The organism is Candidatus Eisenbacteria bacterium (assembly GCA_016867715.1).
Taxonomy (GTDB): Bacteria; Orphanbacterota; Orphanbacteria; order Orphanbacterales; family Orphanbacteraceae; genus VGIW01.
The window spans coordinates 24,793-50,034 of the sequence record VGIW01000017.1; the positions used below are offsets into that span (position 1 = coordinate 24,793).

Below are 25,242 nucleotides of genomic sequence, written 5' to 3' on the forward strand. Positions count from 1 at the left end.
CGCCGTGTTCGCCGTTCGCGGTTCATGACAGGCGGAGAGCGTAGGAGAGACGATCCCGAGCGTCAAGGCCGCGAGTCTTGACCGCGGCCGGCGTCCGGCTTATACTCCGCATCCGAGGAGAGCGATGGCGGAAGAAGCGATCCCGCACCGCGGCCAATTCATTGATACATTAAAAGAAGGGGACCGGGTCACGGAGCACTACCGCGTCCTCCGGAAGAGCGTGAAGATCTCGAGGACCGGGGAGCCGTATCTCGACATCGATCTCGGGGACCGGACCGGCAGCCTCACCGCACGCCTCTTCCAGCCGCGCCACTCGGCCGGGGACACCGTGCAGGCGTTCGCCGATCTCTTCCAGGTGGGCGACGTCATCCGCGTGTCCGGGCGCGTGGATCTCTTCCAAGGAAAGCCGCAGATGATCCTCGACAAGCTTCGCCTCTCGCGCGAGGACGAGGTCGCCCCCGCGCTCTTCGAACGGGCGAGCGAGCGGCCGCTCGACGAGATGGAGAAGGAGCTCCGCGCGGCGTTCGAGGCGATCGAGGATCCGATGCTCCGCGCGGTGGTCGTCCGCGTCTTCGAGGATCCCGCCTTCTACCGGCGCTTCCTCGACGCGCCCGCCGCGACTCGGCTCCACCACGCCTACCGGCACGGTCTTCTCGAGCACACGCTCTCGTTGCTCCGCGCGGCGGAGAGCCTCCGCGCATGTTACCCCGACCTCGACTGGGATCTCGTCCGCGCGGGGGTGCTCCTTCACGACATCGGAAAGACCGAAGAGCTCGGCGAGCGCGCGGGAGAGGAGTACACGATCGACGGAACGCTCGAGGGGCACGTCTACCTCGGCGCGCGGCGCCTCGAGCGCGCGATCGATTCGATCGAGGGCTTCCCGGAGGAGACGAGGAGGCTCTTGCTCCACCTCGTCCTCAGCCATCACGGGGAGAGGGAGTTCGGCGCGCCGATCGAGCCGGCGACGCGCGAGGCGGTCTTTCTTCACCAGCTCGACAACCTCGACGCCAAGCTCGCCAACGCCCGCGAGACCCTCGCCGCCGATCGAAACGGCGGCTCCGCGTTCACCGATCGCTGGGCCTCCGGCGCCGTCGGGCGCCGCTACTACAAGGGAGCGCCCAAACCCGCCGCGGAGAAGGATGCGCCGGGAGAGTAGCCGCGTCGTCCTCCTCACCGGGAGGACCGGCTCGGGGAAGACGCGCCGGATCGCGGATCTCTTTCGCTCGAGGGGAGGAGAGACTCCCGGGCGGGGCGCCCTCGTTCTTCTTCCGGACCGCGGGGCGGCGCGCGAGCTTCGCCTGCAATTACTTCATCAATCAACTATCGACGGCTTCTTCGATTCGGGGATCACGACGTTCGAGGACTTCGCCGCGAGCCTTCTCGGCGTCGGCCGCGAGGAAACGGCCGCCCCCGAGGAGGAGTCGCTTCTTCTTCTCGCGCTCGCTCCGGAATGGCCGGGGCCCCTCGCCGCGCGCGCGTCGTCCCCCCGTTTCCGCGGGGCGTTCCTCCGCTGGGCCTCCGAGCTTCGCGCGCTCGGCCTGGGGGGGGAGGAGATCCGCGCGCTCGCGGGCGCCCTCCCCGGTCCGGAAGGACGCCTCGGTCTTCTCGCGGAGGCGGCCGATCGGCTCCGCCGCGCGGAGGAAGAGAGAGGGCTCCTCTTTCGAGAGGACCTTCCGCGCCGAGCGGCGCGGGCGATCGAGAACGGCTCTCTCCGCTTTTCCCCGCCCGATGTCTTGCTCGTCGACGGGTTCCACCATCTCACCCCGGTTCGTCTCGATCTCCTCGCGGCGATCGCGCGGCGAACGCCCGAGGTCTTCCTCACGCTTCCGGCGGCGGATCCGCGGGATCCGTGGGCGGGGAGGATGATCGAGAGAACGCACTCGGCCCTGATGGAAACCCTCGCGCCGATCGAGGAGGAGATCCCCGGCGGCGACGATCCGCCTCCGCCCGTCTTTCTCGGAGGGGCCGACCGGCGCGAGGAGATCGAGCGGATCGCGCGGGAGATCCTCCGTCTCGCACGGGAGGAGGAGAAGAAGCCTGGCGACGCGCTTCTCCTCTTCCGGGACGTCGCGCCGTACCGGAGCGTCGTCGAGGATGTCTTCGATCACTATCGGATCCCGTTTCGAGGGCGCTTCCAAACGGGAGCCGCCTCCACCCCGCCGGGGAGATCCCTTCTCGATTGCGTCCGACTTGCGCGGGAAGGGGCGACGCGGGCATCGGTCGATTCATGGCTCAAGAATCGGATGTTCGATGTCGATCCGGACCTCGCCGATCGCGCGGTCGCCGGTTGGCGCGCGACCCCCGAGCCCCGGGACGAGGAGGCGCTTCTTGTCGAGGTCGCCGCGTTCGATCGGGGGTTCGCGACCGAGCGGGTGGAGCCGCTCGTCCGCTTCGCGCGCGAGATGCGGGAGGCGCGGGGGGGCGAGGCGATCCGCGCGCTTCGCGAAGCGTGGCTCGAGTGGATCGACCCCTCGCTCCGGGAGTCCGCCTTCCCCGTGAGGGACCGTCCGCTCGTCGGGGCGTCGGTCGTCCGCCTCGTCGATCTTCTCGACCGGCTCGAACGCTCGTTCGGTCGGGAAGCGCGTTTTCGAGAAGCGCCGGCGGCCGAGATCCTCGAACGCGCGCGGGAGGAGATCGCGCGGGCGCGCGTTTCGTACGCCGCCGGGAACGGAGCGGGCGTTCGCGTGGACGATTTCCGGCACGGCCAGAACCTCCGCGCGCCGGTCGTGTTCGTCGCGGGGCTCGAGGCGTCCCTCTGCCCGCGCCCGTACGATCCCGGTGCGTTCTGGAACGAGGGGGATAGGGAGCGGCTGAACGCGAGCGGGCAGCACCGCGTTCCGGACCGCGCGTTCCACGCCGACGAGGAGCGGTTTCTCTTCCGGCGCGCGTGCGAGCGGGGGACGGAGCTTCTCTATCTCACCGCTCCCGGATTTCAACCGGGAGGAAAGGCGTGCGCGGAGTCCCTCTTCCGTCAGGAGATGAGGAGCGAGTGGGCGGAGCGCGCCCGCGAGGATCTCGGCGGCACCGAGCGCTTCGCGTCGGAGCGCGCGATCGTCGCGGCGCGGGATCTCTTCCCATTCCTCGCCTCGCGCGCCGATCCGGCGGAACGGGACCTCAAGGGGATCGCGCTCGCGGCGGCGCTCCTCGCCCGATCGGGAAACGAGCCGCCCGATCCTCCCCGTTCCTTTCTCGAACCGGTGTCGATGTCCGCCGTGCGCCCGTTCCGCGCGTGGCTTCGCCGGCGCGCCGAATGGTCGGTGACCGAGCTCGAGGACTTTCAGGCATGCCCCTTCCGCTATCTCGCGAAGCACGTCTTTCGTCTTCGCGAGACGGAGGAGAGCGCGGAGTACGCCCTTCCCGTCGTCTCCGAAGGGGAGGCGATCCACCGCGCCCTCGAGGCGGCCGTCCCGAACGATTGCGATGTCAAGGAAATCCTCCCGCGGTGCTTCGAGGAGGCGCGCGGCGCGTTCCCGGAGAGGATCGGGCATCGTCTCGCGGAGGAAGAACTTCGGGAGAACTTGATCGCGCTTCTCGATGAGGATGCCGCCTTTCGGCGGGAGCACGGTTGGATGCCGGACGCGTTCGAGTTCCGCTTCGGACGCGCGGAGAAGCGTCCGGTCGAGATCGCGGGAGGGCTTCGCATCCGGGGGAGGATCGACCGGCTCGATCGGTCGCTCGGCGGGCGTGTCCTCGTCGTCGACTACAAAAGGAGCGGGCGCGGGGGCCGCGCGGAGCTCGAGCGCGGGCTTCGCGAGGAGCGGAATCTCGCGCTCCCTCTCTACGTGCTCGCCGCGGCGGAGCGGACCGGCATGCGCCCGGCCGGAGCGTTTCTTCTCTCCGTGCGCGAGGGACGGCGCGTCGGCTTCTACGACCTCTCGCTCGCGGGCGAGGGGATCGTTCCCGATCCGAAGAAAGCGCGTGCCTCGGCGGCGCTCGAGGAAGAGGATTTCGCGGAGAGACTTCGCCGCGCGGCCGCCGTCGCGCGCGAGGCGGCGGAGAGCGTGCGGAAGGGGAGCTTCCCGGTCGAGCCGGCGGACGAGAAGGTGTGCGACTCGCTCGGGTGCCCGTATGGGGATCTCTGCCGCGTCGTGCTCGCCGCGCGCGAGGAGGAGGGAGGGGAAGAGGAATGACCGCGGGAGAGGACCGCCCCTGGCTCGACGGTCTCACCGATGCGCAGAAGGAAGCCGCCGGAGCGCCGGAGGTGAACCTCTGGGTGACGGCGGGAGCCGGCACGGGGAAGACGAAGGTCCTCGCCGCGCGCTACCTTCATCTGCACCTCTGCGAGAACGTCCCGATCGCGAAGCTCCTCGCGATCACGTTCACCGAGAAAGCGGCGGACGAGATGCGCGCGAGAATCGCCGAACGGCTCCGCGCCCACGGCCGGCTCGATTCCCTCCGCGAGATCTCGCACGCGCCGATCCACACGATCGATTCGCTCTGCTACCGGATCGTCCGCGAGCACGGCGAGGCGGCCGGTCTGGAACCGGCGGCCGAGGTTCTCGATCCGGTCGACGCGGAGGAGTGGCAGGAGAAAGTCTGGATCCGCGTTCTCGATTGCTGGTGGGAGTCGCGGCGCGAGGACGCGCTTCGTCTCTTCCGCGCGCTCCCGTGGAGGGTCGGCGCCGCGCACGCGGGGGGGATCGACCCGTGGCCTCTCTTCTCTCTCCTTCGCGCGATCCGGACGGCCGGGCGCCGGCTCGAGGAGGTTCCATTCGTTCCCGAACTCGAGCCGGAGCGCCGCGCGGTCGTCCGGTCGCTCGAGGAGCTCTTTCCGGAGATCGAGACGCTTCATGCATCCACCGTTCCGGTCGCGACGAAGGAGAAGCTGGCGGCCCTTCTCGCGCTCCGGGGCGTCCCCCCCGACCGGCGGAGCGCCGCGTTCGCGGAAGCGAGGGCCGCCGTGAGCCGCGTCGTGGCGAAGGCGGCGAAGGAGGCGGTCGGGGGCGCGATCGATCGTCTCGATCGCTGGGCGTCGATCGAGGAGGAGGCGCGCCTCGAGGGCCCGCGGCGCCTCCTCGGCGAGCTCGTCGCCGACTTCCATCGTTCCTTCGCCGAGGAGAAGAGGAAGGCGGGAGTGATGGACTTTCTCGACCTCGAGGAGGGGGCGCTTCGCATCCTCGAGAATGAAACCGCCGCGCGGGAGATCCGCTCGCGCTACGCGTACCTCCTTCTCGACGAGTGTCAGGACACGAACGAGCTCCAGCTCCGCATCGTGCGGCGTCTCCAAAACCAAAGGCGCCTCCTCGCCGTCGGCGACGCGAAGCAATCGATCTACGCCTTCCGCGACGCGGACGTCACCGCCTTTCTCGCGATGAACGAGGAGCTCGGCGATTCGGCCCGGCGGGTCGAGCTCGACTCGAACTTCCGAAGCCGCCCCGAGATTCTTCGATGGGTCAATCTTCTCTTTCCGAAGATCTGGGGCGCGAACGACGCGATGCGAGTTCCCTACCTGCCCCTCGAGCCGTCGGAGACCAAGACCTATCCTCCGAAAGAGCGCCCGTCGGTCGAGATCCTCTTTGTCGAGGGAACCGACATCCGGGAAGCGCGCGAGCGCGAGGCCGGGCTTCTCGCCGACCGCCTCCGGGAGATCCATCGCGAGCGGCTCGACGACCTCGCCTACAAGGACATGGTGCTCCTCCTCCGGAGCACGTCCGATCTCCAGGTCTACGAGCGCGCGCTCCGCTCGCGCGGGATCCCGACGGCGGTGGCGGTCGGGCGCGGGTTCTTCCAGACGCGCGAGGTGACCGATCTCCTCGCCGGGCTCGCGCTCGTCGACGATCCGTCCGACGATCTCGCGCTCGCGGCCGCCCTTCGCTCCCCTCTCGCCGGCCTCGCGGACGAGGATCTCGGGCTTCTGCTCATCGGACGGAAGGAACACGGGCCTTCCCTGTGGGACGAGATCCGCGGAGGGGAGAGGCTCTCCTCGCTTTCGCCGCGCGGTCGGGAGAAGGCGGCTCGATTCGCGGAGCTCCTTCAGGATCTCCGATCGCTTCGAGGGCGGGTCCCGCCCTTTCGTCTTCTCGAGCGGCTCGTCGAGGAAACCCGGTACATCGACGCGCACCTTCTTCTCGCCGACGGGCTTCGCTTCCGCGCGAACGTGAGGAAACTCCTCGAGCTTGCGCGCGGCCTCGAGGAACGGGAGGAGCTTTCGCTCCCCGAAGCGATCCGCACGCTCGAGCGTTTTCGCTACACGAGATTGCGAGAGCCGGAGTCTGCGGTCGACGTCGAGCGGGACGCGGTCCGGCTCTTCACGATCCACGGGGCGAAAGGGATGGAGTTTCCGCTCGTCGCGGTCGTCGATCTCGGGCGGAAGCCGCGCGTTGACCGCCCCGCGTTTCTCTATCGGAAGGAGCTTGGGGTCGGCGTCCGCGAACGGCCGAAGAGAGGCGCGAAAGAAATCCGGCCGTTTCTTTATGCGGAAATCGATCGGCGCGCGAGGAGCTTCGCCGAGGCGGAGGAGATTCGTCTTCTCTATGTCGCTCTCACGAGGGCCGAGCGGCATCTCATCCTCTCCGGATGCCGGACTGAACGCGCGGAGGGATGGCTCGCGCGCGTGGAGGACGCGATCCCGGTCCCGAGGGAACCCGGAGTCCACGCGATCGAGGGGGTGCCGGTCGAGGTGCTCGGACGGGCGCCGGCCGGCGCGCGCGAAGGGCCTCCTCTTCTCCCCTCGGCGGTCGCCGCGGATCCCGGGCGTTACGGGAAGGGAGCGGATGCGGCGAGGGTCGAGCGCGCCGCGTCCAGGCTCGCGGCTCCGCCGCTCGAGGCGGGAGCGGACGAGGACGGGCGCACGGTGACCGCGGTTCAGGCGTTCGTCTCGTGCCCGCGGCGCCATCGGCTTTCGAGGCGGTTCCCCCTGCCGCGGCGCGCATCGGGCGGCGAGGAAGGGAGCGCGCGCGTCGGGACGGCGTTCCACCGGCTGATGGAAGCGCACTGGAACGGCCGCGCGGCGGAAGAGCCGGTAATCGAACCCGAGCTTCTCGCGTGGAAGGAGCGCTTTCTCTCGTTTCCCGAGATCGCGCGGCTCGACCGCGCATCGGGCCCGGAGGGGGAGGTCTCGTTCGCGGCGAAGGTCAGCGGGCGCCCGCTCCGCGGCGTTCTCGATTTCTTGGCGCGCACCGAGCGCGGCTTCTTCCTCGTCGATTACAAGACCGACCGCGCGTCTCCCGCGGAGATCCTCGTGCGGTATCGAGTATCTTTAGGTCTTTATCGTTGGGCCGTGCGGGTTCTCGTGCGGGAGGCGAGTCCGGTCGAGGCGGCGATCTACGCCGCGAGGAGCGGCGTCCTCCTTCCGGTCGCGGACGGCGAGGCGGAAGCGGCCGAGGCTCTCGCCCGCTACGACCGCGCGGAAGCGGAAGGGGACTTCCCGGCGACCCGCAACGACGCCTGCCCCTTCTGTCCCCACCGCCGAGGCTGCCCCGCCTTCGACGCGTAGCGCGCTTCTTTCGCGATCCGTTCGAAAACGGAAAAAACGTCGCGAGGAAGCCCCCGTCTTTCGAAAACAGCGTATACTTAAAGGTGACGCGGGCGTTGCGCGCCGCGTCGCCCGCGGCGAGAACGAGTCCCGACGCGGCGGGCGAGCGAGAGGAGCGTCTCCCCAGGGGGAGGGAGTTCCGATGTTGTCGGACGCGCTGAACCTCAAGACGGAGCAGATCCCGAAGAACCACCTCTGGCGGCATTCGATCACCGTCGACCCGACCGAGAAGCCGGAGGAGATCGCCGAGCTTCTCGAGGCCCTGATCGACGGGCTGACGGACGGCGAGGAGGGGTTTCTCCATCCGTACATGGTCGTCCCCGAACGGTCGGTCGACCGGCGTTTCTTCGAGGCGATTGAGAACGCCGAGTGCCCGCGCTTCCCTCTCGCGGGAACGTTCGGGATCTCGGAAGGAGCGCGTTGGGCGAACCGGCCCTTCGTCTTTCGGATCGCGGATCCGTCGTTGATCGGATCCTACGTCGCCCGCTTCTGGGGGAGGGGGATCTTCGCGATCTTCTTCTCGTCGCTAAAGCCGATCGAGTTCTTCTCGATGATCCGATCGTTCGGCATCGTCCGGCGCGAGGGGGGGAGCCTTCTCTGGGCGCCCTTCTGGAATCCGCGGAGCTTCGAGCGGTTCCTCACGGATTCGGACGCGAAGAGGACGGACACGGTCTTCCGCCGCATCGCCTACTACCTCGCCGAGGGGGAGGGGGGCGCGATCGTTCGCGTCTACTGCCGCGGCGAGGAAGGTCCCTGCTAGCCTGGACTATGCACGCGTTTTCTACTGCGGCCGCGGATCGCGGCCTCAAGAGGCCTCCCTTCCGTCGCCGCTTCCTCAACAGGGACCCGTGGCGCGCTTGGATCTTGTCGCGACGGTTACGAGCGACAAGTCCTAGCGCGCCGGGGGGGGCCGAGACTACGTTTCCGGGAGCGGCTCGTCCAGGTCGGCCTCTCGGCACGCGCTCCACGTCCTCGCGGCGAAAACGCGTGCATCACCCAGGGTTTGGCGGACACGGAATCGTGGATCAGGTCCCGAAGCCAACCACGAGGCAGGATCTCAAGTTCCCAAAATAAGAAGGGTGAGAGAGAGGAAGACGAATCGGCTCGCCTCGAGTCCTGCAGTTCCGGGCCGAACCTACGCCGCGTAGCCCGAAAGAACTCTCGAAGTGCGTCGTCGCCTCCCAGGCGATCTCTCACCCATGAAGCGCTATCAGTATAGATGCGCCTTCGAGAGGGTGGCAAGACCTTTTCTCGGTTTTTTTTGTGAAATGCGGACGGCGTGCCTCGTACGGGGTCTTCGCACCTCCGTTCGGCGATTGGCCGCGAGTAGGCACGCCGTCTCGAACGACCGATGTCTTCCGTGAGTCAGTATATCCGCGGTTTTCGCGACTGCCGAGCCCGCCGGCCCGCTTTTCCGTTCGGGAGGGACCGACTTGAAGCTTCTTGTCAAAGGGGCCTTGTAACGCGCTGATTTCTGGAAGGGTGGGGCGCGCGTCCGATTAGGGGACCGAGTCCGTGAGGGCCAGCTCCTCGAGGAGGGCCCGCGCCTCCTGATAGTTCGGGTCGAGCTCGAGGGTCGTCCGGAGGGCTTCTTCCGCCCCGGCCCGCTCCCCGGCGGCGGCGAAGAGAAGGCCGACGTTGAAGTGGATCTTTGGGTCCTGGGGGGCGAGCCGGAGGGCGTTCCGGTAGAAGCGGAGCGCTTCCTCAAGGCGCCCTTGCCGCGCGAGGAGCGATCCGAGGTTGAGGTGCGCGTCCTTTCGGGCGGGATTCCTCTCGAGGAGGGTGCGGTAGACGTGCTCCGCTTGCGAGGGGGCATTCAAGGCCTCGAACTCCAAGGCCAGGTTATATCGCGCGTCGTCGCGCGCCGGGTCGGCCTCCAGAATGACCTCGTACTGATGGACGGCCTCCTCGTGCCGGCCGAGCGCGGAGGCCACGAGCGCGATCCCGAAGCGCGCCTCGAGCATCCTCGGGCGGAGGCGAAGCGCTTCACAGAAGGCCGCTTCGGCGTTCTCGAACTCGCTCAGCTTGTAGAGGGCGAGCCCGAGATCGGCGTGGACGTCCGGGACTGGAAGGTACGCGGCCCATCCGGGGTCGAGCGCGAGCGACGCGCGGATCAGATGCGCCGCCTCGCGGTAGGCCCCGCCGCGGTAGGCGTCCAGCCCGAGCCGGTAGGTCGCCTCGGGCGCGTACCGGTTCTTCGCGAGCGTGTCGGTGTAGAGCGTCGTGTCGTCTTTCCACGTCCGATTCCGAGCGACCGTGCCGAAGGCGAGGACGAGAACGAGCGCCGCGGTGACCGCCTCCCCCGGTTCGAGCCCCAGCTTCTTCCCGCGCCCCACGATGCGGCCTCCCCAGCGATCGAGGAGCGCCGCCGCCGCGACGAGAAACCCCGCCGAGGGGAGATAAAGGAACCTCTCTGCGCGGAACTGAAGAATCGGCAGGACGTTAAGAAAAGGAAGTAAGGTGATTCCGAGCCAGAGGAGGCCGAAGGGGACCTCGATCCGCTGCCGCCCCAGCCGAAGGAACCCGACCACGACCGCGGCGAGAAAGAGAAGGGAGAAAAAGACCCCCGGCTCGAGAGCCGAGACGGAAAGGCGAACCGCGTCGTTCGTGTGGAGCGGGTGGGGGAGGAAGAGGAGCCGGACGTACCCGGCGATCACACGGAGCATGGTCGGCGCGAGAACCGCGGTGCCCGCGTCCTGCGCCGCGCCGGTCCCGACCGTTCCGAGCGCCGACAAGCGGAGCGCGGCGTACGCGAGCGCGAGAAGGAAGAAGGATCCCTCGCGCCTCCACGAGAAAAACGGCTCGTCTTCTTTGCGGAGACGCGCGCGGACGAGAAGAACGAGAAGAGGGAGGACGATCGCGCACTCCTTCGAGCCGAGAGCGAGGGCGCCGGCCGCGAGGCTCCCGACGGCGTAGGCGCGGTGCTCCCCCCATCGCGTGTAGAGAAGGAGCGCGGCGATCACGCCGAGCGCGGAGAGAAGCCCGCCTCGTCCCGAAATCCACGCGACCGCCTCGGTGTGGATCGGGTGGACGGCGAAGAGGAGCGCGGCGAGAAGGGGAACGCGGCTCCGCGCGAAGAGGCGGCGGAGAAGAAGAAAGAGGAGGAGCGAGGCTGCCGCGTGGAGAACGGCGTTCGTCGCGTGATATCCCGCGGGGCGCTTTCCGTAGAAAGCGTGGTCGATCGTGTACGAGATCGAAGAGACCGGGCGGAAGTAGCCCCCCTTCCCCGTGGAGGACGCTTCCCGGAATGTCCAGGCCGGCTTCGCGAACGCCCGCGCGAGCTCGGTTCCCGAGCGAAGGAGCGCCTTCCCCTCGACGATCGCCGCCCGATCGGTCCCGACGAACCCGTTCGAGAGAGTGTTCGCAAAGGCGAGGAGCGCGAGGAGCACGACGAGAACCGCCTGGACCAGGATCTCGCGGCGCTCGACGGATGGGAGCACGGGGCGGCTCTCCTTCTCCCGCTAGGGGCGAGGGACGAGGAGAGTGTACGCTGAGGCGTGATCGTCTTCAAGGAAGGGGATCGCGTGGTTCGGGAGAAGCTCGTGCGGGCCGCGCTACCGGAACAGGCTCTTGATCCCTCCCCACGTCGTGTGCTCGACGGAGATCTCGCCGCACGCGTCGCATCCGATCCCGAACGCGCCGACGAGGCCGCATCCGGCGGCCGCCGCGCACGGAGAGTCCGCGCAGAGCGTGAAATCTCCATTCTCGGGATCGCAGAAGAGAGGATCGGCGGAGAAGTTCCCGTTCTGGCCGTGCTGATCCGCGATGCAGCCGACCCAATCGCCGCCGGCGTTGCCGTAGACGTTCGCGCACTGAAGCGTCGCGGTGGACTGATTCACGCAGGAAACCGCCTCACCCTCCGCACTCAACGCGAGAATCGTGTTCTCGATCTGGGGGTCAGACCCCCGGTAGGAGTAAAGGCCTCCCCCCTCTACTGTCCCTGCATTCCCATAGATCGTGCAGTTCCGAATCACGGGATCCGAAATCAGCTCCGCGACCACCCCCCCACCAACCGGCGCGCGGTTCCCGAAAACGAGGCATCCTTCCATCTGCGTGTCGGCGTCCTCGTAGAAATGGATCCCCCCACCAATCTGCTGCGCCTCATTCCTCGATATCTCGCAGTTCTGCACCAACGTCGTCGATCGGTCGACACGCACACCGCCGCTTTTCGCCGCTCGGTTCTCCGTCACGATACAGTCAATGAGACGGGACCGCGGGCCGTTGCATTGGAGGAAGAGAATCCCTCCCCCCTGACCTTGAGTCGAATTCCCCCGAAACGTACACTCGATGAAGCCGGTTGAGTTGTCGAACGCGCGAACGCCTCCGCCATTCCCCTGGGCGGAATTGTTCAGGAATACACACCGGCGGAAACTCCCAAAGCTATCCTCACCAGCGAGAGCACCGCCGCCCCAGTTGTCTGCCTGGTTCTCTTCGAAGACACAGTCCACGAACTGCGGCGATGAGTTGTAGATACCCGCCCCGGCACCCCGATAGGCTCTGTTGGAACGAAAGACACACGCCTCCACACGGGAGGACGCAGACAAGTAGCAGACAATGCCTCCCCCCAACCAATCGGCTCGATTCTCCGTCAGGACGCAGTTCCGGATGAGAGGAGAGGAACCTTGGAGGAAGACGCCGCCCCCATGATGGTCCGGATGGCTTCCCTCCGCGTGCCCCCCCGTGAGCGTCAATCCCTCGATCGTCGCTTGGTTGTCGACGACCTCGCCAATCAGCACCCTGCCGACGCCCCGCGCGTCGATCGTCGCGCAGGTCGGGTCGCCGGTCGCGCTCCGCAGACAGACTCCCGACTTCATGTGGATGTTCCGCTCGACGTACACCCCACAGGATAGCGAGACCGTATCCCCCGCCGCCGCCGAGTCGATCCCCGCTTGAATCGTCGGCGCGTCGCCGGAACCGTCGGGGAGGATGTGCCAGGTGCGGGCGAGAGGGGAATCGGCTGTGAGAAGGACGGCGGCGAAGAGGACGAGCGAGCGGCGCATGCCATGCCTCCTTCTCAGCGAACGAGGATCACGCGCTTCGTTTCGGCGGGATCGCGATCCGCCGCGCGGACGAAGTACACCCCCGCGGCAACGTCGCGCCCCGCTCCGTCCTTGCCGTCCCAGAGGATGCTTCCCTCCGCGCCCGGGGCGGCGAGCGCGCGCACGAGCCGGCCCGCGAGATCGAACACCTCGATCGTCGAGGAAGCGTTTCCGGGGAGCGAGTACCAAAGGACCGCGCGCCCATTCGCCGGGTTCGGCGACACGAACACGCCGAACGCGCGGCGCGGAAGCGGTCCGGACTCCGCCACCGCGGTCAGCACGCACCCCTCTCCGAACGCACCGATCGGCCCGCAGCCGGGCGCGTTCAGGCAGGGGGAAGCGGCGTCGAGCGTGAAGTCGCCGTTCTCGGCGTCGCAGGAGAGCGGATCGGCGGAGAAGTTGCCGGCCACCCCGTGCTGGTTCGCGACCCACCCGATCCAATCTCCTCCTTCGTTGCCGAAGAGGTCGCAGCACTCCAGCACGGGCCCGAACGGATCCGAGAAACTAGAGATCGCCTCTCCTCCGAGGCCGAACGCCAGAATGCTCGAGGTGATGGTCGGTGGATCGCAAGACCCATACTCCTCGCCGTACCCATTGGCGTAGATGCAGCTCCCCTCGTCAGTCGAGGCGTTCCCGAAGAACGTGCATTCCTCCACCTGAAGCGGGTTGGGGAGACAAGGGAGGTCGTCGGCGAAGGAGTAGGTGAGATACAACCCGCCGCCTGTCCATGCGTCGTTCCCGACGAACACGCATCGTCTCGCCACGATCGGCTCTTCCGTAATCGCGTAGCAGGAGTAGACCCAATACACCCCACCCCCCATCCAGCTCGCGTGGTTCCCCTCGAAGAGGCAATCCTCGAACGTCGCATCGCCCCACTCGAAACACGCGGCGCCGCCGCCCGTTTGCGCCCGGTTGTTCCGGAAGACGCAATCCTGAATCACGCCTCTCGGCTGGCCGCAGAAGAGCCCTCCGCCGAAGCCCGTCGCGGTCCCCCCGTTCGAGTCGAAGAAGCAGCCGCGGAGGCCAAGCTCCGGCGCTTCGCTCCCCGCCTCGACGTACGCCCCCCCTCCATAGCCTCCCGATCGGGTCGTGTTCGAACGAAAGACGCAGTCGCGAATCTCGGGGCCGCTTCCATGCGAGTAAAGGCCGCCCCCGCGGGCCGCGTGGTTCCCCTCCAGAACGCAAGTCCGGATCGTCGGAGACGATGAGGACGCGCATCGGATCGCGCCGCCGTACCAACCGAGCGCTGCGTCCGCGTATCCCCCCGTGATCGTGATCCCCTCGAGAACCGAAGCGCGCCCTTCTCCGGAACCGAAGAAGAAGCCGCGGTGCTGATCTTCAGCCGACCCCTGGCAATCCAGCACGCAGAGAGAGGGATCTCCACTCGCCGAGCGGACGACGATCGCTTTACCCATGAACTGGATGTCCCGGTTCCCGTCGCCTGAGTAGGTTCCGTTCCCGAGCGAGACCGTGTCCCCCGCCGCCGCCGAGTCGATCCCCGCCTGAATCGTCGGGGCGTCGCCCGTGCCGTCGGGGAGAATGTGCCACGTTCGGGCGCATGCGGAAGGGGAAGAAAAGAGGAGAGTGAAGAGAGAGAGAAGCCCTGCGGAAAGGGAAGAGCGCATCGCAAACCTCCGATCCTCCGCATGAGCGAAGAAGAACCCGAATCCACGTTTGCGCTGGAGATCTTAGACGCGAGATTATTCTACCCTTTCGGGCGCTCCGAGCCAATCTTTTTTGGTTTCAAGCAGTTACCGGATGAGGACGAGGCGGCGGGTCTCCTCGAGGCGGTCGAACCGAAGGCGATAGAGATAGACGCCGGAGGCGGCCCGGCGTCCGCCCGCGTCGGTCCCATCCCAGACCGCCTCGCCGGGACCTTCCGCCGCGTCGTCGTCGAGAAGGACGCGGACGAGCGCGCCGGAGAGATCGTGCACGGCGAGATGGGCGCGGCCCGCGCGCGGAAGGGAGAACGAGATCCGCGTCACGCCATTGAATGGGTTCGGGGCGTTCCACCCGAGAAGGAAGCGCGGGGGAGGTCCCGCGTCCTCCGGGATCCCGGTCGATTCGGCGACCGCGGCGATCCGCACGAGGCGCGGACTCCCGCTTGTCCCCCCCTCGGCGGCGTAGAGGTTTCCGAAACCGTTGAACGCGAGACCGTCCGATCCTTCAAGGCTCGAAAATCCGCTCGCGAAGAGAGTCGCGGTTCCGTCCGGCCCGACCCGCACGATCTCCTGCCGGGCGGGGTTCGCGACGAAGAGGTCGCCGCCGAAGCCGCCCCGCTCGTCGAACGCGAGGGCGGTGGCGCCGGAGAGAAGGGCAGCGTTTTCGGCGAACACGCTCCCCGCCCCGGTCGAATCGATGCGGAAGATCTTGTGATCGCCTCCGGTCGCGTAGAGCGCACGCCCGAAGGAATCGCCGTTCGAGAAGGCGAGACCGCGGACTCCGGAGAAGGAACCGGCGAACGGGGTCTTCGTTCCGCTCGCGCCGACCGCCCAGATCGAGTCTCTCGACGAAGCGCCGGCGTACGCGAGCCCTCCGAACGCTCCGATCGTGTCGACGGCGAGCGCCCATCCGCTCGTCGCGCTCGGGAACGACGCCACGAGCCGCACGAGCCCGGCTTCCTCTCCGTCCGCCGCGAGACGAAAGATTCTCGATCGGTCGGAGACGAGAAGGTCGCCCCCGAAGGCGCCGCCCGGGCGGTCCCACGCGAGCGCATCCGGCCTTCCGATGAGCGAGTCGGCGAGGATCGTCTCGACGAAGCCCCGGTCGTTCCACAGAAAGACTCGATCCCGCGTCCGGTCTCCCACGAGGATCCTTCCGTTCTTTCCTCGGTCGAGAGAGACCGGGCGATCGAGATTCCGGTTCGGAAGCGTCTCCGCGTAGAACCCGGGCGGAACCGCGATCGGTCCCGTCCCCTCGTCGGTCCGGAAGAAGAACGAGAAGCGCGCGCCGAGCGAATCGCCGGAGAGATCGCGCGCGCTCGCCTCGATCGTCACCGTGTACGTCGTGTGGTCGGCGAGATCGGAGGCGGGCGTGAGATGAAGCGTCCTCTCCGTCCAGGAGGTCGCGTAGGCCGCGGCGGGGGAGATGTCGAGCGCGGCCTCGACCGACGCGCGGTCCATCGGTTCGGTGAAGGTGATCGCGATCCGCGGGCGGAGCGTGGGGATCGCCTGGTCGTGCGCCGGCCAGGTCGCCTCGATCCACGGCGCGAGGTCCGGGGGGGACGCCGCGAGAAGGGCCGCCGAGAGGCCCCTGATCACGATCGGAACGACGCCGCTCGAGGGGATCGCGAAGCTCCTTTCGCTGAGGAGGTCGTAGACGGTCCCGCCCGGAAGGTCCGGGTCGACGAGGAGCGTGTCCGCATCTCCCTTCGTGTTGAGGAGGACGAGGACGGTTGCTTCACCCGGCAACTTTCGATAGTAAGAATAAATCCCGGCCCGGTTCGCGCTCTGGATCTCCGTCTGCCCGCCGCGGCGAAGGGCCGGGAACTGCCCGCGAAGGCCGTTCAGTTTGCGAATCCATCGGTAGAGGGGAGCCGTCTGGTCGAAGTTGTCCCCCTCCGAGGGGCCGAAGTCCCACGATCCATCCCACATGTCCTCGCGGTTCCACGGGTCGCCCCCGCCGTCGAACTCCTGCTCGGTCCCGTAGTAGAGGCACGGGATGCCGATCGAGGTGTAGAGCCACGCGAGGGCGACGCGCGCCTTCGCCTCGTCCCGGGCGGCGGCGGAGCCGAAGCCCATGAACCGCGCGACATCGTGGTTGTCGAGGAAGAGGACGAGGCGGTTTCTCGCGCTCGGATCGTAGTGGACCGAGTCGGCGTACTGCCCGGAGAGCCACTCGGTCGCGCCGCCGTCGCGGAAGACGGCGTTCGTCGTGAAGTGCATCGGGAAACGGAGAACCGAGTCGAGCGCGAAGGGACCGCCCGCCTTCGTTCCGGTGTAGATTCCGTTCTTCGAGTTCGAGCCGTCGAAGACCTCGCCGAACTGGAAGAAGCGCTCCTTGCCGAGCGAATCGGCGGCGAAGGCGCGGACGGCGGGGGCGAACTCCTGCCAGAAGGAAAGCTCGACGTGCTTCACCGTGTCGATGCGGAAGCCGTCCGCGTCGGTTCTCTCGATGAGCCAACGGTGGGCGTCGATGAGCGCGCTCCGCACCGCCGGCTCTTCGGTGCGGAAGTCGTCCAAGCCGAAGAGCTCGCCGAGGATCTGCTCCGGATCGACCCAATTGGATATGTGTCCATTGTTGTGGTACCAAGAGAGATTGTCGAAGGGGGGCGCGGTCTTGTTCGACGCGTTCTTCCATCGAAGGACATAGGCGCCGGGATTGCGAAAACCCGGATAGTCCGGGTCGGCCGAGTCGATCAGGTCGCCGCCGTGGTTCGCGATCACATCGAGGATCACGTTGAGGCCGCGCGCGTGCGCCTCGTCGATCAGTGAACGGAGCGCCGTCTCGCCGCCGAGGTGCGGAGCGAACTGGTAGAAGTCCTGGATGTGATAGCCGTGGTAGGCGGCGTACGCGTTCTTCTGCACCGGCGAGATCCAGATCGATGTCGCGCCGAGGCCGCGGATGTAGTCGAGCTTCTCTTCGATCCCCGCCCAGTCGCCGCCGTGGATGCGCGCGCCGTCGGATGGGTCATAGGATCCCTCGATCGTGTTGTTCGAAGGGTCGCCGTCGAAGAAGCGGTCGGTCAGGATCTGGTAGATCGATTGGTCGCGCCAGTCGTCCGGCGACGGCGTCCCCGCTCCGACAAAGGGCGCGGCGGCGAAGAGCCCCGCCAGGAGCATTCCCGAAGCGCGCACGTGTTTCCTTTCCGCGGGGAGCGGGCATGGATCGACTCCCTTGGATTATAGCAGGCTCGCAGGGCCTCTGGACCGTTTCCGCCCCGGCGATCGCGTGACGGACCGCGTGAACCGTATGACTTCGGGAACGGAGAGCTCCGGAGCCGGGGGGCAGGGCTCGCTTGCTCAAACATGCCGCGCGCGGCGCGCGGCAACTCGCCGCTCTGCCTCCCCCCCGTCTCCGGAGCAAGACAAACCTGGGCGCCTGAGACCCGCCGTCCGACGGCCTGTCGAGCGGGGAATGCGCGATTCGATATCCTACGGTTCCTTGCGTCTCCTCAGAAGGTCCCAAGCGAGCGTGAAGACGCCGGTCTTTCGTTGGAGAAGGATCCAGAGAGGCACGGTGGCGGCGGCGAGGATCCCTCCGCGAACGAGCCCCATCCCGATGTCGCCGGCGAGCGTCGCTTCGGTCGGCGGGAGGAGCCGGAAGAGAACCGCGACTATCATTGCGACATAAAGCGTCGGCGCGTAGGTCTGGAAGACCGCTCCCGCCGCGCTCCGCCCCCCCTCCGGCACGAGGCGGAGCGCGTAGCCGAGGAGGATCGTGCCGTAGAGGAATTGGCAAACCGCCGCCCCTGCCGCGACCCCCTCGATTCCGTACCGCTTCGCGAGGAGCGAGGTGAGGACCGCCTCGACACCGACGATCGCGAGCCCCCCGGCGAGAAGGACGCGCGTCCGGTTCACCGCGATCAGGAAGTAGCTCGAGAGGGACGCGAGCGAATAGAAAACCGTCCCGCAGAGGAGGATCCGCATCGGCGCGATCCCCGGGAGGAACTTCGGGAGGAGATGCTCGATCGGGATGTGGATCCAGAGGTAGACGAGCCCGAGGAAGAACGGAATGAAGATCGAGAAGGCGAAGGTGGGCTCCTTCAGCGTGCGCGCGAGCGAGCCGATCTCCCCGGTCTTTCCGTACTCGGCGAGGAAACGCGGGAAGATCGTGAAGCTCGCCGCGGTCGTCACGTACATCAGCATCTGCGCGACCGTAAACGCGATCCCGTAATACCCGAGCATTTCACGGCTCAAGAACGCGATGATGACGAGCTTGTCCACCTGGCGGAGAAGCACCTCGACGAAGAGATAGACGAGAATCGGCGCGCCGCGCCGGAGGAGCCGCCACTTCTCGCCGAGGTTCCAGCGAAATCCGAAGCGCCAGTCGGAACGCGCGCGGAGCACGGCGAGCGTGACGAGATTGGACGCGATGAGCGCGACGAAGAGCCCGTACACGCGGAAGAGAAGCACGAACGGGATCGAGAGCGCGAGGTTGGAGATCCCTTGGACCGCCCAGCCCTCCGCGGGGGGGCCGATCCTCTGCTGCGCGCGAAAGAGATTGTAGTGAAGGAAAATCTGGTTCTCGATGAGAAGCGCGATCCCGGCCGCGGGGAGAGCGAAGCGCGTGAGGGGCGTGTAGCTCTTCCAGTTCAGGAGATCGACCGCGATAAGCGCAAGAAGAAAGAACGACGTGAAGCCGAGCACCGCCGTGAAGCCGCTGTCGCGATACCCCCATGCCTTCTCCCGCTCCCCTTTCCCGATATGAAACGGGATCTCGCGGTCCATCCCGTTCAGAATGCCGAAGTGGACGTACGCCCCGAGCTCGTAGATCAGGAGGAGCGCGATCCACTTCCCGTACTCGGTCGGCCCGAGGATGCGCGCGACGATGAACCCGCGCACGAGCGTACAGAGCCTGGCGACGTACTGACTCCCGGCGTAGCGCGCCCAATCGAGGAGGACCTGCCTGCGGCTCACGCGACCTCCCGATAGAAGCGCCCGCTCTCGGGGAGGAGGGCCGCGGTCGGACAGACGCGGAAGCACTCCGCGCAGCCGGTGCACGTCTCCTCCGCGAAGACGAGATCGAGGCCGGCGAGGAGGAGCGCCTCGAGCGGGCAGACCGCCACGCACGCCGCGCAGGAGAGGCACTTCTCCCGGTCGATGCGTAGAAACGGCTGCGCGCCGATCCTTTGCGTCAAAAGAAAATCCTCCGGTTCGAGAATCCGGCGAGGATGGGAAGCGCCGCCCGCACGAAGTCCCCCGGGAAGGAGAGGGCCGCGGCGAGAGAGGCGACCTTGCCGCCCCCGGCGCGGGCGCGGAAGAACTTCTCCATCCCCTCCCAAATCCTCTCGAGATCCTTGTCCCCGTATTTCCTGAAGAGCAGATCGGCGAGCGCGAGGAAGCGGTCGTTGCTCGTCCCGACCGTGCGCTTCCATTCGTCTTCGTAGCGGGAAAGGGCCTCGCGCGTGACCTCGCCGCGGGCGAGCGCCTCCGACGCGGCGCGCCCCGCGAGATCCCCCGCCTCGAGCGCGTTCATGATGCCGCCCCCGGTGAGCGGGTTCCCCTGATGCGCCGCGTCCCCGGCGAGCGCGATCCCGTCGCCGACGATCCGCTCGAGCGAGCGCGAGCGGCACGCCGCCCCCGCGATCGTCTCCGCGATCTCCGCTTCCGGATCGAAGCGCGCGAGGAAGCGCTTCAAGAAAACCGACGCGGGGACACGCTCCGCTCGCGAGGGGTCGACGCCGAGCCCGACGTTCCATTCGTTTCCGCCGCGCGGGAACGCCCACGCGTACCCGCCCGGCGCGACCGACGACCCGAAATGGAACTCGAGCGTGCGGTCGCATGCGCGCTGCGAGCGAAGCCGAACCTCGATGCAGCTGAAAAGCTCGTCCGATCGCCAGCCGGACTCGAGGCCGGCCCACCTTCCGACGAGCGACTCGATCCCGTCCGCGCCGATCACGACCCGCGCCTCCGCTTCCCAATCGTGTTCCTTCTCGCGGAAGCGGACGCCGCGCGCCGATCCGTTACGCTTCAAGAGGCCGATCGCTTGGCACGCGGTGCGCACCTCGGCCCCCGCGCGTTCCGCGCGGTCGGCGAGCCCTCGGTCGAAGCGCGCGCGGTCGAGCATGACGCCGATTCCGGGCGTCGCCTTTTCGAACACCGTTCCGCGCGGGCTCACGAAGCGCGCTCCCTCGATCGAAAGCGCGATCCACGATTCGTCCACCGGAACGAAACGCGCGATCTCGTCGCGGGGGCCGGTCGCCTCCGCGCAGCGCACCGGATGCCCGATTCGCGGGCGCTTCTCCGCGAGAAGCACGCGATGCCGCGCCTCGGCGAGACGAAGAGCCGCGATCGACCCGGCCGGCCCGGCCCCGATCACGATCGCGTCGTAGACATGTTCGCCGTTCGCCATCCGGTTCTCCCTGTCGGTCGCCTGCATTATAATAGAAGACCCTTCCCCGCAGGGGAACCGCCGAGGCCGCTCCGGGGTACGAACGGAGCGGAGGAGGGAAGCGTACCGGTTTCGGCGGGGGGAGAAGGGCCTCGCCCCGTCGAAACGGGCCCGTTTCCCCATTTCAAAAGGGGTTGACAGAAGCGGCCCGGTCGGCGAAACTTTCCGCCTACATGTTGTTCGTATTCAACGGCGGGGTCTCCGCCGGATCGAACCAAGAGAAGAGAAAGCCAAGGCCGTGATCGAGGTCCGACATCTGTCCAAGAACTTCGGCTCCACCGTGGCGGTGAAGGACGTCTCGTTCGACGTCTCCCGCGGAGAGGTGCTCGGCTTTCTCGGGCCGAACGGCGCGGGCAAGAGCACGACGATGCGCATCCTCACCGGCTACATCCCGCCGACGGAGGGGACCGCGCGCGTCGCCGGCCACGACATCCTCGAGGATTCCCTCTCCGTGCGACGCCGCATCGGCTACCTCCCCGAGTGGGCCCCCCTCTACGGCGACATGGAGGTCATCGACTTTCTCCGCTTCATCGCGGACATCCGCGGCATCCCGCCGGGCGAGACCCGCGAACGGATCGCGCGCATGGTGAAGGTGTGCGGCCTCGAGAAGGTCGTAGGGCGCGTGATCCACCATCTCTCGCGCGGATACCGCCAGAGGGTCGGGCTCGCGCAGGCGATGATCCACGACCCGGACATCCTCATCCTCGACGAGCCGACGAGCGGGCTCGATCCGAACCAGATCATCGAGATCCGCGAGCTGATCAAGGAGATCGGGCGCGACAAGACCGTGATCCTCTCCACGCACATTCTCCCCGAGGTCTCTCAGACGTGCGGGCGAGTCCTCATCATCAACGAGGGGAGCCTGATCGCATCGGGCGCCCCCGAGGAACTTGCCGGCCGGTTCGAGGGGAGAGGGGTCGTGCAGCTCGCGGTTCGCGGCGCCCCGCGCGAGACGATCGAGACGATGCTCGCCGCGGCGCCCTTCGTCGATAGGGTTCGCTCTCTCCACTCGACCGGAGACGGGCTTCATCATTTCACCATTCAAGGAAAAGAGGCGGGCGGCCTCGGGGAGAAGCTCTTCCGGCTCGCGGTGGAGAGCTCCTGGACGCTCGCCGAGCTTCACGTCGAGGCGGCCACGCTCGAGGACGTCTTCCGGCGCCTCACGCGGGGGGAGAACGGGTGAAGAACACCTGGACGATCACCAGGAAGGAGTTCCGGAGCTACTTCGACTCGCCGGTGGCGTACATCTACATCACGTTCTTCCTCATGCTCTCCTCGTGGCTCTTTCTCCGCGGTTTCTTCCTCGTCGGCCAGGCGTCGATGCGCGGCTTCTTCGGCATCCTTCCCTGGCTCCTTCTCTTCTTCGTTCCCGCGGCGACGATGCGCCTCTGGGCGGAAGAGAAGAAGCTCGGGACGATCGAGCTCCTCATGACCCTCCCGGTCAAGGATCACGAGGTCGTTCTCGGTAAGTTCCTTGCGAGCTTCTTCTTCCTCACGGTGACGCTCGCCCTCACCTTCTCGCTTCCGATCCTGATCTCCGTCCTCGGGGATCCGGACGGAGGGGCGATCTGGGGGGGATACATCGGCGCGGTCCTTCTCGGCGCGTCCTTCCTCGCGATCGGGCTCTTCGTCTCGAGCCTCACCGAGAACCAGATCGTCGCGTTCATCATCGGGATCACGCTCATCTTCGCCTTCTTCATCGTGAGCGAGGAGTTCGTCCTCTACAACGCGCCGCGCCCGCTCGTCCCGATCCTGAAGTTCCTCGGGCTCGGGGCGCACTACGATTCGATCGGGCGCGGGGTAATCGACTCGCGCGACGTGATCTACTATCTATCGGTCATCGGGTTCTTCCTGTTTCTCAACATCCGCTCCGTCGAGAGCCGGAAGTGGAAATAGGCCATGGCGGGTGATCGCACCAGGCTCGGAACGAGCTCGCTTCTTCTCGTCGGGATCGTTCTCGCGGTTCTCATCGTCGTCAACCTCCTCTCGGTGAACCGCTTCGCGCGGATCGATCTTACGGAGAACAAGGAGTACACGCTCTCGGAGTCGACGAAGCGGATGCTCCGCGGTCTCGACGATGTCGTGAGCATCAAGGTTTACTTCTCCAAGAACCTTCCCACCTATCTGGTCACGCTGAACCAGGCGGTACGGGATCTTCTGGACGAGTACCAGGCGTACGGGAAGGAGAACCTCCTTGTCGAGAGGGAGGATCCGGCGGACGATCCGGAACTCGAGCAGCGCTGCCGCGTCCTCGGCATTCCAGAGGTACAGCTTCAGATCTTCGAGAAGGACAAGGCCGAGGTGACGAACGCGTATCTCGGGATCGCGGTCCTTTACGAGGATCGAAGCGAGGTGATCCCGGTCGTGCAGGGGATGGAGAACCTCGAGTACGATCTCACGGCGGCGATCCTGAAGGTCTTCCGGAAGGAAGAGAAGGTGGTCGGCTTCCTCGTCGGAAGCGAAGGACCGACCCTCGAGAAAGGCCTCGCGGGCGTGAAGGGGGCTCTCGAGCGCCAGTATCGCGTGGTCCCGATCGATCTCGCGCGCGGCGGGCCGATCTCGACGGATGTGCACACGCTCATCGTCGCGAGCCCGAAGAACCTCTCCGACGCGGCTCTCTACGCGATCGATCAGTTCGTCATGCGCGGCGGAAAGCTCCTCGCCTTCCTCGATCCGATCGAGATCCCGGAGGGGAGCATCCAGGCGCTCGCGAAACGCTCGGGGCTCGAGAATCTGCTCGAGCGCTACGGCATCGAGGTCGGCGCGAACCTCGCGCTCGACGCCCGCTCGAACGCGAACGCGTCGTTCAGCCAGGGATTTCTCATGTTCTCGATGCCGTATCCGTTCTGGGTGAGGGTGCTTCCCGAGAATGCGGATCCGAACCATCCGATGGTGAACAAGCTGAGCGGGATCGTGCTCCCGTGGACATCGACCGTGTGCGCCGCGGCGGATGCCCCCGAGACGGTCTTAATCGACACGCTCCTCATGACGAGCGAGTTCGCGTGGATGAAGACGGGCGGCTACGACCTGAACCCGCAGCAGCGCTTCCAGGACGCGCCGCGCGAGCCGCAGGAGAAGCTACCGCTCGCCCTCGCGGCGTCGGGCATCTTCCCGAGCTTCTTCGAGGGGAAGCCGATCCCGACGATCGACGAGACGGACGGCGCGGCGGCCGGCGGCTCGGAGACGATTTCTCGGAGCGCGGAGACGCAGGTCGTCGCGGTCGGATCCGCGAACGGATTCCTCGACGACATGATCGGCCAGTTCCCGGCGAACCGTGTCTTCTTCCAGAACGCGGTCGACTGGCTCACGCTCGGCGACGATCTCATCGCGATCCGTTCGCGCGCCGCGGTCGACCGCCCACTCCGGGAGATCTCGGAGAAGGGGAAAGCGCTCGCGCGTTTCCTCGCCGTGTTCGGCGTTCCGATCCTCGTGGTCCTCTTCGGCCTCGTCCGCTTCCTGAGGCTCCGGAACCGGCGCGCCGCGGCGCTCGCCGCAGAAGAGAGGTCGGCATGAGAAGAAACCCGCTTCTCCTCGGGGGAATTCTTCTCGTTCTCCTCGGCATCATCGTTCTTCTTGCCCGCGGCGAGCGCAGCGGAACCCGGGTGAAGGGAGAATCGGGCGCGGATTTTCTCTATCCCGATCTCGACACGAGCCGCGTCGACCGGGTCGAGATCCGCACCGCGCGCGCCGCGGTCGATCTCTACCGCGAGGGCGGTCTCTGGAAGGCCGCCTCCGAGGACAGCTTCCCCGCCGATCCGGAAGTGGTCGGGAAAGCGCTCGCGGCGGCGAAGGACCTCTCGGCGCGCGAGATCGTCTCGCGAAATCCGGACAAGCACGAGATCTTCGAGGTGGACAGCGCGAGCGCCGTGGAGGTGATTCTCTCGGCCGGCGGAGCGCCTGCGGCTCGCTTCTTCGTCGGGAAGACGGGAGAGGATTTTCGGAGCACGTACGTCCGCGACGCCTCGCGGCCGATCGTGTTCCGGCAGATGGACCCGCTCCGGAGCATCTTCGACCGCGGAACGCGCACCTGGAAAGACAAGGCGGTCTTCCGTCTCGAAGAGGAGAAGATGGTCTCGCTCGAAATCGAAAAGGGAGGCGAGACGATTCGCTTGGAGAACCGCGGGGAGAGCGATTGGGCGGCGACGAAACCGGAAGGGCACCGTCCGATCGGAGCGCTTGGGGTGGCGCTCGCGCGCGGGCTCACGCGGCTCACTTGCATCGAAATCGTTCCCGCGTCCGATTTCCCGGAGACCGGCCTCGACGCGCCGGAGGCGATCGTGCGAATCGAGATGCAGGGCGAGCCCGACCGAACGCTCCTCATCGGGAGGGAGAAAGCGGAGGGCGGCGGGCGCTACGTGAAGCGCGCGGAGGACGATGTCCTCTTTCTCGTTCCCGAGGCGCGCGTCGCGAACTACTTGAGGCCGGCATCCGATCTCATTGAGCCGATTCCGCCCGACACGCTCGCCGCGCCCGAAGAGAAAGAGGAAGGGGCCGGCGAGGTTTCCGCGGATGAGTAAGGCGCGCCGCCCGAAGTCCCCCTCCGCGAAGAGACGCAGGGAGAGCAGGCATTCCTCCACGCGCCCGAGCTTCCCCGAAATCTACATGAAGATGGCCTTCCTGCTCGCGCGCCGGAGCACCTGCAAGCGCCTTCAGGTCGGCACGGTGATCGCCTCGGCC

Annotated in this window: 16 protein-coding genes; 9 read left to right on the forward strand and 7 right to left on the reverse strand. The window is 67.1% G+C overall.

Going from position 1 to position 25,242, the window contains the following annotated elements:
* The first annotated feature begins 124 nt into the window (after positions 1-124).
* The 4 genes from FJY73_05175 to FJY73_05190 all read left to right on the forward strand — a co-directional run bounded on the left by FJY73_05175 (position 125) and on the right by FJY73_05190 (position 8,234).
* Positions 125-1,156, forward strand: coding sequence for an HD domain-containing protein (locus FJY73_05175; GenBank protein ID MBM3320050.1), 1,032 nt, complete (start codon positions 125-127; stop codon positions 1,154-1,156).
* Complete coding sequence (locus FJY73_05180) at positions 1,140-4,130, forward strand: PD-(D/E)XK nuclease family protein (protein ID MBM3320051.1); 2,991 nt, start codon at positions 1,140-1,142, stop codon at positions 4,128-4,130. Before FJY73_05175 ends, FJY73_05180 begins: the two co-directional genes overlap by 17 nt.
* The gene (locus tag FJY73_05185; protein ID MBM3320052.1) at positions 4,127-7,435 is read left to right on the forward strand and encodes a UvrD-helicase domain-containing protein; all 3,309 of its coding nucleotides are present in this window, start codon (positions 4,127-4,129) and stop codon (positions 7,433-7,435) included. The genes FJY73_05180 and FJY73_05185 overlap by 4 nt, the downstream gene beginning before the upstream one ends.
* A gap of 181 nt (positions 7,436-7,616) precedes the next feature.
* Complete coding sequence (locus FJY73_05190) at positions 7,617-8,234, forward strand: hypothetical protein (protein ID MBM3320053.1); 618 nt, start codon at positions 7,617-7,619, stop codon at positions 8,232-8,234.
* A gap of 739 nt (positions 8,235-8,973) precedes the next feature.
* Here FJY73_05190 and FJY73_05195 read toward each other — a convergent pair.
* The 7 genes from FJY73_05195 to FJY73_05225 form a co-directional block, all read right to left on the reverse strand.
* Positions 8,974-10,914, reverse strand: coding sequence for a tetratricopeptide repeat protein (locus FJY73_05195; protein MBM3320054.1), 1,941 nt, complete (start codon positions 10,912-10,914; stop codon positions 8,974-8,976).
* A 114-nt stretch (positions 10,915-11,028) separates the two neighbouring features.
* A complete protein-coding gene (locus FJY73_05200) occupies positions 11,029-12,474 on the reverse strand; it encodes a hypothetical protein (protein ID MBM3320055.1) in 1,446 nt (481 codons plus the stop codon).
* Between the two features lie 14 nt (positions 12,475-12,488).
* The gene (locus FJY73_05205; protein ID MBM3320056.1) at positions 12,489-14,138 is read right to left on the reverse strand and encodes a T9SS type A sorting domain-containing protein; all 1,650 of its coding nucleotides are present in this window, start codon (positions 14,136-14,138) and stop codon (positions 12,489-12,491) included.
* A 126-nt stretch (positions 14,139-14,264) separates the two neighbouring features.
* Entirely contained in the window at positions 14,265-17,309 is a 3,045-nt protein-coding gene (locus tag FJY73_05210) for an Ig-like domain-containing protein (protein MBM3320057.1), read from the reverse strand.
* 297 nt (positions 17,310-17,606) lie between these two features.
* Positions 17,607-19,091 (reverse strand): oligosaccharide flippase family protein, encoded by a 1,485-nt coding sequence (locus FJY73_05215; protein MBM3320058.1) that lies wholly within the window; start codon positions 19,089-19,091, stop codon positions 17,607-17,609.
* Positions 19,088-19,312, reverse strand: a complete 225-nt coding sequence (locus FJY73_05220; protein MBM3320059.1) for a 4Fe-4S binding protein — start codon at positions 19,310-19,312, stop codon at positions 19,088-19,090. Before FJY73_05220 ends, FJY73_05215 begins: the two co-directional genes overlap by 4 nt.
* On the reverse strand, positions 19,309-20,526 hold the full coding sequence (locus FJY73_05225; protein MBM3320060.1) for an NAD(P)/FAD-dependent oxidoreductase: 1,218 nt from the start codon (positions 20,524-20,526) through the stop codon (positions 19,309-19,311). The genes FJY73_05220 and FJY73_05225 overlap by 4 nt, the downstream gene beginning before the upstream one ends.
* A 277-nt stretch (positions 20,527-20,803) precedes the next feature.
* Here FJY73_05225 and FJY73_05230 point away from each other — a divergent pair, with 277 nt between their 5' ends.
* From FJY73_05230 to FJY73_05250, 5 genes are all read left to right on the forward strand, one after another.
* Complete coding sequence (locus FJY73_05230; GenBank protein ID MBM3320061.1) at positions 20,804-21,748, forward strand: ATP-binding cassette domain-containing protein; 945 nt, start codon at positions 20,804-20,806, stop codon at positions 21,746-21,748.
* A complete protein-coding gene (locus FJY73_05235) occupies positions 21,745-22,461 on the forward strand; it encodes an ABC transporter permease subunit (protein MBM3320062.1) in 717 nt (238 codons plus the stop codon). Before FJY73_05230 ends, FJY73_05235 begins: the two co-directional genes overlap by 4 nt.
* A 3-nt stretch (positions 22,462-22,464) precedes the next feature.
* Positions 22,465-24,078 (forward strand): GldG family protein, encoded by a 1,614-nt coding sequence (locus tag FJY73_05240; protein MBM3320063.1) that lies wholly within the window; start codon positions 22,465-22,467, stop codon positions 24,076-24,078.
* Positions 24,075-25,082, forward strand: coding sequence for a DUF4340 domain-containing protein (locus tag FJY73_05245; protein ID MBM3320064.1), 1,008 nt, complete (start codon positions 24,075-24,077; stop codon positions 25,080-25,082). Before FJY73_05240 ends, FJY73_05245 begins: the two co-directional genes overlap by 4 nt.
* On the forward strand, positions 25,075-25,242 hold a 168-nt coding region (locus FJY73_05250; protein MBM3320065.1), incomplete at its 3' end, for a hypothetical protein. The genes FJY73_05245 and FJY73_05250, both read left to right, overlap by 8 nt.

Coding starts and splice junctions, on each gene's coding strand:
- FJY73_05180 (MBM3320051.1), top strand. CDS start 1,140: ATGCGCCGGGAGAGTAGCCGCGTCGTCCTCCTCACCGGGAGGACCGGC.
- FJY73_05245 (MBM3320064.1), top strand. CDS start 24,075: ATGAGAAGAAACCCGCTTCTCCTCGGGGGAATTCTTCTCGTTCTCCTC.
- FJY73_05225 (MBM3320060.1), bottom strand. CDS start 20,526: ATGGCGAACGGCGAACATGTCTACGACGCGATCGTGATCGGGGCCGGG.
- FJY73_05205 (MBM3320056.1), bottom strand. CDS start 14,138: ATGCGCTCTTCCCTTTCCGCAGGGCTTCTCTCTCTCTTCACTCTCCTC.
- FJY73_05240 (MBM3320063.1), top strand. CDS start 22,465: ATGGCGGGTGATCGCACCAGGCTCGGAACGAGCTCGCTTCTTCTCGTC.
- FJY73_05200 (MBM3320055.1), bottom strand. CDS start 12,474: ATGCGCCGCTCGCTCGTCCTCTTCGCCGCCGTCCTTCTCACAGCCGAT.
- FJY73_05185 (MBM3320052.1), top strand. CDS start 4,127: ATGACCGCGGGAGAGGACCGCCCCTGGCTCGACGGTCTCACCGATGCG.
- FJY73_05190 (MBM3320053.1), top strand. CDS start 7,617: ATGTTGTCGGACGCGCTGAACCTCAAGACGGAGCAGATCCCGAAGAAC.
- FJY73_05175 (MBM3320050.1), top strand. CDS start 125: ATGGCGGAAGAAGCGATCCCGCACCGCGGCCAATTCATTGATACATTA.